This window comes from Kitasatospora sp. Root107 (assembly GCF_001424875.1).
In the GTDB taxonomy this organism is placed as follows: Bacteria; Actinomycetota; Actinomycetes; order Streptomycetales; family Streptomycetaceae; genus Kitasatospora.
On record NZ_LMCT01000019.1, the window covers coordinates 1 to 12,479 of the forward strand.

The following is a 12,479-nucleotide window of genomic DNA, read 5'->3' on the forward strand; positions in this document are numbered from 1 at the left end:
CCAGCGCGGTGAGCTGGACGCCGGTGCCGAGCGAAGGTGCCAGGTGTGGTCATAGCGTGAGGGAAACGCCCGGTTACATTCCGAACCCGGAAGCTAAGCCTCATAGCGCCGATGGTACTGCAGGGGGGACCCTGTGGGAGAGTAGGACGCCGCCGAACAATCTTTAGTCAGAAAGCCCCTACCCGGTCCCGGGTAGGGGCTTTCTGCATTTCCGGAACAGACTGACCGGACCCAGCCTGGTGAGAGAACACCCGCCCAGGGGTGGTGGTAGGACTACCTCGAAGTAGGGAGGGACGGCCAGTGCCAGAGCAGGGCTCCCCGGGCAACACTGAGGAGCGTCAGTCGAACCGGCCAGCAGTCTCAGCCCTACAGGAGTCCACGGTGACAACCGCCAACCCCCCGAAGAGCCTCGCCCCAAGGACTGAGCCGGTCAGGGCGCTGTTCCGGTCCGGGGTCAGGTCCCTCGGCTGGGCCGGTGCGGTGGTCGTGAGCGCTGTACCGGGTGTGCTGATGCCGTTTCTGGCAGCTCTACTGGTCGGTGGAGCAGCGATGGCCTTTCTGGGATCCAGCGATGTGGCGGCGCTGATCTCGATGGGGTTGGCCGGGCTGGCGGGGATCGGGCTGGCGGCGCCGGCCGTGCGGCTCAACGCCGGGTGGACGCGGTCCCAGGTGGAGCGCTGGTGCCGGGTGCGGATGGCGGTGTCGTACACCAACCGACCGCCGCTGGAGGTTGATTCGCGTGGTTACTGGTGGACGGGGTATTCGTACCATCGGAGCCGGAGTGTTGCCCGGCTCGCCCAGTTGGTGCACTGGTCACTGCGGGACCCGGCCACCCGGGCGGAGATGGTCTGGCTGGTGGTCAATCCAGCGGCTGTGCTGGCCCTGATCTGCCCGGTGCTGTGCCTGTTCGTCGGTGGTGCGGCGTTCGGTCTCTCTGCTCCGTTCGACAGTCGTACCTACACGGGCGTCCAGGAAGGTATGGGCTCGCTGCTGGTGTCGCTCCTGATCAGCGCCGGGATCCTGCTGGTGGCGGTGGCGATCCTGCCGTACGCGCTGAACGTGCATGCCGACCTGGCGAGGAGGGTGCTCGATCCCCAGGGCAGGGCGTCGAACATCCAACTGACCCGTCGGGTAGCCGAGTTGACGGAGACCCGGGCGGAGGCAGTCGGTGACCAGGCGGCCGAGTTGCGGCGGATCGAGCGGGATCTGCACGACGGGGCCCAGGCTCGGCTGGTGGCGATCGGGATGACCCTCGGCACGATCGAGCACCTGCTGGACAGCGACCCGGCGGCGGCACGCCAACTGCTCGCCGAGGCCCGGCAGTCGTCGGCGAAGGCGCTCCAGGAACTCCGTGATCTGGTGCGGGGCATCCACCCGCCGGTGCTGGCGGAGCGCGGTCTCGGTGACGCCGTCCGTGCGCTCGCGCTGGACAGCGCGCAGGACACCGAGGTGACGGTGAGTCTGCCCGCGCGCCCGGAGGCTCCCGTGGAGGCGGCGGTCTACTTCTCGATCAGCGAGTTGATGGCCAACGCGGCGAAGCACTCGGGAGCCCAGCACGTATGGGTGGACATCCTGTACCGCGCCGGGCGGCTCCGGGTCACCGTGACGGATGACGGGAGGGGCGGTGTCGCGCCGGAGCGGGGCAGTGGGCTGCGCGGGATCGAGCGGAGGTTGGGTACCTTCGACGGTGTCCTCTCGCTCGGCAGTCCGCAGGGCGGTCCGACCACCATCACCATGGAGTTGCCGTGCGCGTTGTCCTCGCCGAGGACCTCTACCTCCTTCGAGAAGGGCTGATCCGCCTTCTTGAGGCACACGGGTTCACCATCGCCGCAGCGGTGGAGACGGGGCCCGAACTGCTGGCCGCGTTGTTGGAGCATCGGCCGGATGTCGCGGTGGTCGACGTCCGGCTGCCGCCGACACTGACGGACGAGGGACTCCAGGCGGCGTTGGCGGCCCGCCGGGAGATTCCGGGCCTGCCGGTGCTCGTCCTCTCGCAGCACGTGCAGCAGCTGTATGCCCGGGAGTTGCTCGCGGACGGTACGGGTGGGGTGGGTTACCTGCTCAAGGACCGGGTGTTCAACGCGGATCAGTTCATCGACGCGGTCCGCCGGGTGGCGGCCGGCGGTACCGCGATGGATCCGGACGTGATCGCCAAGTTGCTCGCCAGCCGGTCGAGTTCGCAGCCACTGCAGTGTCTGTCACCACGAGAGCGGGCCGTGCTGGAGCTGATGGCGGAGGGGTGCTCCAACTCGGCGATCGCGAGCCGACTGGTCGTCAGTGATGGTGCGGTGGCCAAACACATTGCCAATATCTTCACGAAGTTGGAGCTTGCCCCGGCCGAGGACGCCAATCGCCGGGTCCAGGCGGTGTTGGCGCACCTCAACGGCACCCCGGCGGATGTCTCATAGCCCAGGGGGCTTCGGCAGTGGAACGCCCGTGCGAGTAGTATCCGGTGGGCCGTGACGGTCGTTGGTGCGGTGGTTCCGCTCCTCGGCAAGGGTCGATCCGGCAGCAACGGTCGCATACGGCAGCCGCCGACTCCCAGCCCCAGGGGTTGATCAACTGATGGCACGTCCCACTCTCACCCGCGCCCACCGGATCCTGCTCGGTGTGGTGGCCGCCGGAGCCTGCCTGATCTCGGGCATCGGCTTCGCCGGGTCCTACAACGCGGTGCGTGAGCTGGCGCTGGAGAAGGGCTTCGGGTCCTTCTCGTACGCCTTCCCGATCGGCGTGGACGCGGGCATCGTGGTGCTGCTCGCGCTGGACCTGGTGCTGACCTGGCTGCGGATACCGTTCCCGCTGCTGCGGCAGACGGCCTGGCTGCTGACGGCCGCCACCATCGCGTTCAACGCCGCGGCGTCCTGGGGCGATGCGCTCGGTATGGCGATGCACGCGGTCATCCCGGTGCTGTTCGTCGTGGTGGTGGAGGCGTCCCGGCACGCGGTCGGCCGGATTGCGGCGATCACCGCCGACCGGCACATGGAGTCGGTCCGGTTGATGCGCTGGGTGCTGTCGCCGGTGCCGACCTTCCGGCTCTGGCGACGGATGAAGCTCTGGGAGCTGCGTTCGTATGACGAGACCGTCCGGCTGGAGCAGAACCGGCTGGTGTACCGCGCGCAGCTGCGCTTCCGCTACGGGCGGGGCTGGCGCCGGTCCGCGCCGTTCCAGGCGCTGCTGCCGTTGAAGCTCGCCAAGTACGGCGTGCCGCTCGATCCGTCCATCCTGGATCGGATCGACGGGCCGCTGGAGAGCGCCCTGGTGGCGCGGTTGGAGCCTGCGCCGCTCGCCGCCGAGCCGACGGCGGTGCAGGTGGACGGCCGTGTCCCGATGCCCGCCCAGACTCGCGCGGAAGTGGCCGAGGCACAGCTGCCGGAGCCGGTGCTGGAGCCGAAGCCGGTGGCCGTGGCGGCCGCGCTGGCCGGCCCGACGCTGGCCAAGCTGGCCGCCGTCCGGCTGCGCGACGCGCAGGAGCACGGGGTGGCCGAGCAGTCTCCGGTGCCGACCCAGTCCGAGCTGAACGTCTGGACGGCGCGCGCGGTCCGGTCGCACGCCCAGCCGACCGAGCCGGTGCACACGGCGCGGGTGCCCGGCCAGCCGTCGCCGTGGTTCAAGGCGCCCCGGCCGACCCGTCCGGGGGACGAGCCGGCCGAGCAGCCGGCGCCCCGTCAGTTCCGGTCGCCGGAGCAGCAGTCGCCGATGCGGGCGGAGTCCGTGCAGCCGCAGGCAGGCCCGGCGGTGGCGCGACCGGTCCGGCTGGAGCAGTTGGCCCCGCAGGCCGATCAGTCGTCGGTGGCGGAGCCGCTGACCTTCGACGACCTGGCGGACGTCGAGGCGGCCGGTTCGGTGGAGCAGGATCGCCGCCCGCTGCCCGAGCCGCTCGATCCCGAGCTCTGCTACGAGGCGCTGACCACGTACATCGACCGGTTCCAGCACCAGCCGGATCCGCAGCGGCTCGCGGAGTTCCTGACCCGGGAGTACGGAGTGGCGGGCAGCCGTCCGGATGGTTCGGTGAGCCCGAAGGACGTCGAGCGGTACTGGTCCCAGCTGGAGGAACGTTACATCGCGGCGGGCCGGGACTGAGGTTCGCCGGAGGATCGGCCATTGACGGCCTGAGTGCGGCGCCGTTACCTTCGCATCAACAATCTGTTGAAGGCGTGGAGGATTCGGCATGTCGCAGGCCAAGCTGGACGGTAGCAAGTCCGAGGGCGGCGCCTCGTTCTCCGAGGCCGCCCGGGCCGCGGTGGAGGCGCTGCTCGCCCCGGTCGACGCCGAGCTGACCCGGCGTTACCCGGGCGACGACGGCAGCCGCCAGCCGGTGCACACCGTCTACGTACCGGCCGACGCCTTCGAGGCCGACACCGTGCGCAGTTGGGGCGCCCAGGCGCTGGCCGCCTTCGACGCGCACGCCGCCACCCCGGCCCAGCTGGCGCTGGCGCTCGGCGTGGCCGACGACGACCTGCTGGCCGACGTGCACGCCCGGGTCCGCGCCAAGCTGGAGCGCGAGCCGGTCGAGGACCTGCGGATCGACTTCGAGGACGGCTACGGCCCGCGCCCCGATGCCGAGGAGGACGCGGCCGCGATCCGCTCCGCCCGCCTGGTCGCCGCCGCCGTGGCGGACGGCACCGCCCCGCCGTACATCGGTATCCGGATCAAGTGCATGGAGGCGGCGGTCCGCGACCGCGGCATCCGCACCCTGGAGCTGTTCCTGTCCACCCTGCTGGCCGAGGGCGGGCTGCCCGACGGCCTGGTGCTCACGCTGCCGAAGGTGACCTACGCCGAGCAGGTCACCGCGCTGGTCCGGCTGCTGGCCGACTTCGAGCAGCGGGCCGGGCTGCCGGTCGGGCGGATCGGGTTCGAGATCCAGATCGAGACCACGCAGGCCATTCTCGGTGCCGACGGCCGGGCCACCGTGGCCCGGATGATCGAGGCCGCCGAGGGCCGGGCCACCGGTCTGCACTACGGCACCTTCGACTACAGCGCCTCCTGCGGCGTCAGCGCCGCGTACCAGAGCATGGACCACCCGGTCGCCGACCACGCGAAGGCGGTCATGCAGGTGGCGGCCGCCGGTACCGGGGTGCGGCTGTCGGACGGTTCGACCAACGTCATCCCGACCGGCCCGACCGAGCAGGTGCACGCGGCCTGGAAGCTGCACCACGACCTGGTCCGCCGCTCGCTGGCCCGCGCCTACTACCAGGGCTGGGACATGCACCCGGCGCACCTGCCGACCCGTTACGTCGCGGTCTACTCCTTCTACCGCGAGGGCCTGGTGGCCGCCTCGGCCCGGCTGGCCGCGTACGTGGCCAAGGCCGGCGGCGACGTGATGGACGAGCCCGCCACCGCCCGCGCGCTCAGCGGCTACCTGCTGCGCGGTCTGGACTGTGGCGCCGTCGACCCGGCCGAGGTCACCGAGCTGACCGGCCTGGACCGCAAGCAGCTGGACGCCCTCGCAGGTCGCTGACCGCCGGGCCGGACCGGACCGGGCTGCACCGGAACGCTCGTTAAGCTGGCAGGGACCGCCCGGTCCCTGCCAGCTTTTCGTATGTCTGGAGTACCCCCGCACCATGCCGGAGCCGACCCCCAAGCCCTATCTGACCGTTCGGGGTTCCGGCGTGCACGAGCTGGAGATCAAGAAGTCCCGCTTCATCTGCCACCTGGCCAGGGTCACCGACGAGGCGGAGGCGCAGACGTTCATCGCGGGCATCCGCAAGCAGTACTGGGACGCCCGGCACAACTGCACCGCCTTCGTGGTCGGCGGTGAGCAGCCGCGCGAGCGTTCCAGTGACGACGGCGAGCCGGGCGGCACGGCCGGGGTGCCGATGCTGGAGGTGTTGCGGCGGCGTGGACTGACCGACACCGCCGCGGTGGTGACCCGGTACTTCGGCGGGATCAAACTCGGTGCGGGCGGCCTGGTGCGGGCGTACGGGAGCGCGGTCTCCGAGGCGGTGGACGCGGTCGGACTGCTGGAGCGGCGCCCGGTCGCGCTGCTCACCGTCGCGGTCGACCACACCAGGGCGGGGCGGCTGGACAACGACCTGCGGGCTGCCGGGTACGTGGTGCGGGAGCTGTCCTACCAGGCGGCCGGGGTACGGATCGAAGTCGGCGTCCCCGAGCCGGAGGTGACGGAGTTTCATGCCTGGCTGGCCGAGGCGACCGGCGGTTCGGCGGTCGCGGAGGCGACCGGCCGGGACTTCGTCGAGGTGCCGGTGGGGGACGCCTGAGCCTCGACCCGAGGTCTCGTCTCGAGGCCTTGTTCCGAGGCCGCCCGAAGGACGGCAGGACGGCTGAAAGCAGGGTCGAGCGAAAACCTAGTGACACTCGAACGAATTAACCATGCCCGGTGTTGGAACTTCCGCTCCGGGCATCGGCGTTTCCTGGAGCAAGGACCCGCACCGGTAACGGGCGGTGCGGAGCCGACCGACCACCCCGTAGATGGAGGACGTCAGACCCCAACCGCCGCACCACGGGAGGTACCTCGCATGACTCCGCAGCACAGCTTGTCGCAGCGCACCGTGCCGGATCGGACCCCGCCCCGGCGTCCCGAGCCCGCCGCCGGCCAACCAGCCGGGACGGCAGGCCGGTTCGGCCAGCCGACGCCCTATCGGATGACGGTCGGTACGCCGCGGCCCCGGGCCGAGGTGGCCGCCCTGGCGGATCAGCTGCTGGCCGCCTGGCTCAAGGGGGAGGGCCATGACGAGCCCCCGCCGGACACCCTGACCCTCCCGGCCGAGCGCCTGCGCCTCGGCGAACGGATCCTGCTGGACCGCGACTTCGGTGATCTCCCCGACAGCTCGGCCGAGGCCGCGAGCGGTGCGGGCTACTTCCGCCGCAGACTGCGCACCCCCACCCCGCACGGCACCGACCAGCTGACTCTGACCCTCGCCTCCGCCACCCCGGACGGCCCCACCGAGGTCCGGCTGGAGGCCGAGTACCTGGCCGCCGGGTCCGCACTCAGGGCGGGCGGCCGGGTGCCGGTCCCCGACCTGGTCCGCGCACTCCTGCCACTGCTGGACGCGACCGACGGCCCGGCACAGATCGGAGCGGCCCCACGCCTGGTCCGCCCGGCGGACGTGGAGGCGCTGATCGACGAACTCTGTGATCCGGAGCGTAGGTTGCCAGTGCTGGTGGCCAGTCTCCCGCCGTCCACCGCCCCTGGCGCCTGGCTGGCCGAGACCCTGCTGCCGCTCACCCGGCAGCTGACCGGTCTGGCCGCGCTGCACCTGCTGGACCACGAGGCGCTGCCACTGTTCAACGTCGCGCTGGAGTACCACAAGGTCTACGGCGGCGCGGTGCGCACCTATCTGCCCGAGGTCGATCCGGCCTGCCGGGCCGACGGCGCGCGGCACCCGGTGCTGCCCCGGCACCGGATCGAGGAGGACGTCCGCCGGGCCGCCGCGCTGCTGGCCCGGGAGCCCCGCAGGCTGGCCACCGACCTGCCGCTGCCGGCCCTGTTGGCCGCCGTCCCGGTCTACCGCGCACCGGCGGAGAGCCGTAACACGGGCAGCCCGCCCGCCGAGCACCGGACGGACCAGGAGGTGGACGCCGCCGAGCGGCAGGCCAGGGCCGACGAGCTTCAGCGGGTCCGGCACTCGCTGCACCGCTCCCGGCGTCGTGAGCGCTTCCTGAGTGCGGCCAACGAGGACCGGTCCGGCCTGCGGCACCCGGCCGGGCTGAGCCTGCCCGGCCGGCTCTGCACCGTCCGGCCGTGCGACGGCAGCCCGGGCAGCTTCGGTGAACTGGTGGGCCGGTTCGCCGAGTTCCCGCTGCTGGAGTTCACCGGCGACCAGAAGGAGGCGCTGGCACTCGACGGCCAGTACGCCGGCACCGGGTGGGCCCGGCTGACCTGGGAGGGTCTGACGGCGCTTCAGGAGTACGCGTCGGCCGCCGTCCGCGGCGAGGCGGGCGGCGACTTCAAGCAGTGGTGCGAGCACACCCCGGCCGGCTGCCACCGGTTCCCGCCGCGCAAGGCGGTGCGCGGCGAGTCCAGGACGGTGGAGAGCCACACCAAGTGGAAGCGCGAGCGGATGCTCCCGGTGCCGGAGTGTGTGGACTCCTCCCGGCGCGCGTTCATGGGCGCGCACCTGCGGATCGGCGGCGGGCGGACGGCACCCCGGCTGCACTACCTGGACGACTGCTCCGGCAGCGGCCGGATCTATGTCGGGTACATCGGCCTGCACCTCACCAACACCAGGACCAACTGACGTCGGGGTCACGGGTCTTGGCCACCGGCGGGGGCCGGACGGTGGAGAATGCTCAGCAGCAGCCGAGCGGCCACACCGGACGAGCATGGGGGAACGACCACCGATGCAGAACGCACCAGAGGGGCACCCGGACGGTACCGCGACCACCCTCCAACCCGGCTTCCTGGCTTCGCTCTTCCGTGACCTCGGCGGCGAGGAGGCGCCTGCTTCCCGGGGAGGCAGCACCGTCACGGCCACCGACGAGGAGGTCGCCGCACACGGCAGGGCGGCCGCCCTGACCCACCAGCGGACGCTGGCCGTGCTGGCCGAGCACGAGCAGCTCGCCGATCTGCTGCGCCGGGCCGCGCTGCCGGTCTCCGCGATGGACTTCGAGAGCCGGCTGCTGAGTTACGAGCCCCGTCCCTACCCAGCGGCGGGAGCGGGGCCAGGGGACGGTACCGGGGCCGGGGCGGCCGCGGACGGCCCCGAGCCGCGCTGGGCGGACTACGCCCCGGCCGAGCCGCAGGTCGAGGGCCGACTGCTGCTCGACTCCGGGTACCAGCGCGGGCTGGCGGAAGCCCGGCTGGCCCACCAGCGCGCCCTGCGGGAGTGGCGCGGCAGGCGGGCGGCAGCGGCGGCGGACAGCGGCGTGCTGGCTGCCCGGCGCGCGCACGAGGAGGCGGAGCAGGCCCGGGCCCGGGCGGTCCGGGAGTACAACGACAGCCTGGAGGAGTGCCGCCGTGCCTACCGGCTGGCCGAGCCGGCGGCGGTCGAGTCGTTGCTGGAGCGCGCATTGGCGGCGGCGGAGGGCGCGACCCAGGACCTGCCCGCCCCCTGCCGCGCGGTGTTCCGTCCGCTGACCCGCACCGCCGTGCTCGACCTCGACCTGCCGGCGTTGGAGGTGGTGCCCTCGCTGGCCGGCTACCGACTGGGCGCCGACGGCACGGTGGAGCCGGTGCCGCGACCGACGGCCGACCGGGCCGCCGACTACCTGCGGCTGGCGGCCCGGCTCGCGCTGCGCGCGTTGCAGGCGGCGGACGCGGTGGACACCGAGGAGATACTGACCGGCGTGGTGCTCAACGGCTGGCTGCGCAGCACCGACACCCCGTCAGCCGCCCCGGTCTGCCTGCTGAGCGTGGACGCGGACCGCGACGCGCTGGCCCGCACCCGGCTGCTGCCGCCCGAGACCACGCCCGAGATCGAGACCGAGACCGATACCGAGGTCGGTGGGCCGGAGGCCGGCCACGAGCGAGGCAAGGGCGTCTACGCCGATGCCGAGCAGGACGAGGCGCTGCTGCGGCTGCGCGAGCTGGCGGCCGTGGTGACGCCCGACCCGTACGGCGTGGTGCCGGTCGAGCCGAGCGCGGAGGCGAGTCGTACCGTGCCGTCGGCCGCCGACCTGTCGGCGAACGAGTTCGTCTACCTGGTCCGCGAGTTGCTGACCAGGGGCGGGCTGACGGAGTGGAGCGTACGGCTGCGCGGGCCGGCCGGGCTGGTCGCCACCGGGGCGGGGGAGCCGGGGAGTGCGCTGCCCGGGCGTTGGGTGGTCTGGGCTTCGCGCCCCGAGGAGGCAGGCGGGGCAGGCGTGCTGGGCAGGCAGGTGGAGGACACGGAGTTGCACACGCTCGCCGAGGCGGTCCGGGAGGAGGGGGCCGACCGGGGGCTGCGACTGACCACGGGGCGGTTCTCCGAGCGGGCGCTCGACCTGGCCGGGGAGCTGGAGCAGATTCACCTGGTGGACGGTGACGGCGTACGCGAGCTGACGGCCACTCACCTGGGTCTGCGGCTCGGCACCGGCGGCTGACGGGTCAGCCGTCGGTGGCGGTGAGGTAGGCGGTGGAGAGCTGGGGTGAACCCTGGTCGGCCCAGGAGTGGCCGAGCGCGGTGACGTCGAGTTCGCGGCCGCCGGGGAGCACGATCTGTGGGCGGTCATGCCGGTCCAGCCGCCAGCTGGTGCCGGGTACGGTGCGGCGCAGCACGGTGCCCAGGTAGAGCCCGGCGTCGTTGCCGAGCCAGTCGGAGACCTGGGGGTCGTCCCGCCAACGGGGCAGCAGCTGGTCCAGCGCGGTCAGCGAGCGTTCGGTGTCGTCCAGCCGGACACCGGTGGACTCGGCCAGCTCGCGCAGTAGCCCGCATTCGGCCAGCAGCGCCGCCAGTGCCGGTTCCGGCACTCCCTTGGAGCGGGCGCCTCGCAGGCTGCTCAGGAATCCGTGGCCCATGGCCCCAGCCTGCCAGCTGACCGCCCCGGCAGCACGCCCGCCGGCACAGGAGGTACAGGCCGGGCTCGCCGGGCTGACCCACCGTCACCCTGACGGCCCCGCCCGGCGGGCAGCGCGACCGGTCGCCCAGCAGGCTGGCCGCTAGGGCCGTGGCGCGATCCGCGGCCCGGGCCGGGCGTCTGCGCCCGTGGGCAGCGGACCGCGCAGCCGTCCGGCCCCAGGCGGCGGAGGTCAGGCGGCCGACGTCAGGCGGCTGACATCGGGTGGTTGACGTCCCGGGGTGGAGGCCGCAAGGTGTCGGACATCGGACGAGCGAGTGCGGGAGGTCCTCGATGACCGCGGTGCTCGTCTCCGCCGGTGCCTTTCTGATGACACTGCTCGGCGGCTTCGTCGCCCAGCGCACCGGTGACCGTCGCCACCTGGTGCTGGGGTTCGCGGCCGGTCTGATGCTCGGGGTGGTTGCTTTCGACCTGCTGCCCGAGGCGATCAACGCGGCACCGGACGACGTGCACGGGGTGCCGCAGGCGCTGCTGATGTTCGCCGCCGGCTTCCTGGCGATCCACATCGTCGAACGGTCGGTGGCCATCCACCGCAGTCACGAGGGGGAGTACGCCGCCCACTCGCACGCCCATGCGCACAGCCATGCGCCGGGCGGCAAGCAGGGGGTCGGCCTGACGGCCGCCGGCGCACTGGTCGGGCACAGCCTGATGGACGGGTTCGCGATCGGCGCGGCCTTCCAGGCGGGCAGCACGGTCGGCACGGTGGTGGCCATCGCGGTGGTCGCCCACGACTTCGCGGACGGTTTCAACACCTACACCATCACCCGGATGTACGGGAACAACCGCCGTCGCGCGCTCACCCTGCTCGGCGCGGACGCGCTGGCGCCGGTGACCGGGGCGGCGATCACGCTGCTGTTCACCATCCCGGAGCACCTGCTCGGGCTGTATCTGGGCTTCTTCGCCGGCTTCCTGCTCTACCTGGCGACCTCCGACATCCTCCCGGAGGCGCACAGCCCGCACCCGTCCCGTTCGACGCTGCTCTGCACGCTGCTCGGGGTCGGCTTCATGTGGGTCGTGATCGGTTTCGCGGACTGACGCCCGCCCGGTCCCGGATCCTGACCCGCACTCAGTTCCACTGCCGCTGGAGCGCCTGCAGCGTCGCCGTGATGGCGGGCCGACGGCTGGTCCTGGTGCGCCAGAGGACGAACACCCGGCGCGAGGGCTCGGGCACCACCGGCCGGGCGACCACCTCGGGCGGCAGCACTGCGCGGCCGAGCCGGGGCACCAGGCCGATCCCGAGGCCGGCACCGATCAGCGCGATCTGGGTCTCGAACTCGCCGACCTGGTAGATCACGTCCGGCTCCTCGCCGGCCTCCCGCAGGGTGCGGACCAGCCAGTCGTGGCAGATGTTGCCGGGCGGCACGCTGATCCAGCGCTGCCCGAGCAGCCGCCCGACCGGCACCACGGCGAGTGCGGCCAGCGGGTGTCCGGCGGGCAGCAGCAGGTCCACCGGGTCGATGCCGAGGTCGAGCCGGGACAGGCCGTCCTGGATCGGCAGCGGTACGGTCGGCCAGTCCTGGACCAGTGCCAGGTCGACCTCGCCCCGGGCGACCAGGTCGGCGGCCAGGTACGGATCGACCTCCAGCAGCCGGACGTCCAGCTCGGGGCAGCGCTCGCGCAGCTCGGCGAGCGCGCCGGGCAGGATGCCCCGCGCGCCGGTGGCGAAGGCCGCCACCACGAGGCGGCCGACCGCCTCGCCACGCTGCTCCTCCAGCGTCACCTCGGCCTGTTCGACCAGTGCGAGGACCTGCTGTGCCGTGTCGGCCAGCGCGCGGGCGGCGTCGGTCAGGGCCACGCCGCGGCCCTGACGCTCCAGCAGGACGGTGCGGGTCTCCCGCTCCAGCTTGGCGATCTGCTGCGAGACCGCCGAGGGGGTGAAGCCGAGTGCGGCCGCCGCTCCGCCCACCGAACCGTGTACCGCGACCGCGTGCAGTGCGCGGAGCCTGCCCAGATCCATCATGCAGTGATGCTAAAGCATCCGGTGTAGAACTATTTGCTGGTGCTACACGGTCATCCCGGGCCAT

The 12,479-nt window shown here is 72.5% G+C and carries 10 protein-coding genes and 1 rRNA gene; 9 read left to right on the forward strand and 2 right to left on the reverse strand.

What is annotated here, in order from left to right; genetic code table 11:
- The first annotated feature begins 41 nt into the window (after positions 1-41).
- From rrf to ASC99_RS18650, 8 genes are all read left to right on the forward strand, one after another.
- Positions 42-158, forward strand: a 5S ribosomal RNA gene (gene rrf / locus ASC99_RS18615).
- 391 nt (positions 159-549) lie between these two features.
- A complete protein-coding gene (locus tag ASC99_RS18620) occupies positions 550-1,794 on the forward strand; it encodes a sensor histidine kinase (RefSeq protein ID WP_235502658.1) in 1,245 nt (414 codons plus the stop codon).
- Positions 1,746-2,408 carry a response regulator transcription factor gene (locus ASC99_RS18625; RefSeq protein ID WP_057233446.1) on the forward strand — a complete coding sequence of 221 codons (663 nt, stop codon included), beginning with the start codon at positions 1,746-1,748 and terminating at the stop codon, positions 2,406-2,408. Before ASC99_RS18620 ends, ASC99_RS18625 begins: the two co-directional genes overlap by 49 nt.
- A 157-nt stretch (positions 2,409-2,565) precedes the next feature.
- Complete coding sequence (locus tag ASC99_RS40680) at positions 2,566-4,080, forward strand: DUF2637 domain-containing protein (RefSeq protein WP_063857121.1); 1,515 nt, start codon at positions 2,566-2,568, stop codon at positions 4,078-4,080.
- 88 nt (positions 4,081-4,168) lie between these two features.
- Positions 4,169-5,458, forward strand: coding sequence for an aldolase/citrate lyase family protein (locus ASC99_RS18635; protein WP_057233448.1), 1,290 nt, complete (start codon positions 4,169-4,171; stop codon positions 5,456-5,458).
- Positions 5,459-5,561: 103 nt separating this feature from the next.
- Positions 5,562-6,218, forward strand: a complete 657-nt coding sequence (locus ASC99_RS18640) for a YigZ family protein (RefSeq protein ID WP_057233450.1) — start codon at positions 5,562-5,564, stop codon at positions 6,216-6,218.
- 258 nt (positions 6,219-6,476) lie between these two features.
- Positions 6,477-8,198 (forward strand): hypothetical protein, encoded by a 1,722-nt coding sequence (locus tag ASC99_RS18645; protein ID WP_157531612.1) that lies wholly within the window; start codon positions 6,477-6,479, stop codon positions 8,196-8,198.
- 103 nt (positions 8,199-8,301) lie between these two features.
- The gene (locus ASC99_RS18650) at positions 8,302-9,981 is read left to right on the forward strand and encodes a restriction endonuclease (protein WP_057233453.1); all 1,680 of its coding nucleotides are present in this window, start codon (positions 8,302-8,304) and stop codon (positions 9,979-9,981) included.
- A gap of 4 nt (positions 9,982-9,985) precedes the next feature.
- Here ASC99_RS18650 and ASC99_RS18655 read toward each other — a convergent pair whose 3' ends face one another.
- Positions 9,986-10,396 (reverse strand): DUF6278 family protein, encoded by a 411-nt coding sequence (locus tag ASC99_RS18655; protein ID WP_057233455.1) that lies wholly within the window; start codon positions 10,394-10,396, stop codon positions 9,986-9,988.
- A gap of 332 nt (positions 10,397-10,728) precedes the next feature.
- Between ASC99_RS18655 and ASC99_RS18660 the strand changes: the two genes are divergently transcribed.
- Positions 10,729-11,490 carry a ZIP family metal transporter gene (locus ASC99_RS18660; RefSeq protein WP_057233457.1) on the forward strand — a complete coding sequence of 254 codons (762 nt, stop codon included), beginning with the start codon at positions 10,729-10,731 and terminating at the stop codon, positions 11,488-11,490.
- A 31-nt stretch (positions 11,491-11,521) separates the two neighbouring features.
- Here the strand turns inward: ASC99_RS18660 and ASC99_RS18665 are convergent, their stop codons facing one another.
- Positions 11,522-12,415, reverse strand: a complete 894-nt coding sequence (locus tag ASC99_RS18665) for a LysR family transcriptional regulator (RefSeq protein WP_057233459.1) — start codon at positions 12,413-12,415, stop codon at positions 11,522-11,524.
- Positions 12,416-12,479: the final 64 nt, after the last annotated feature.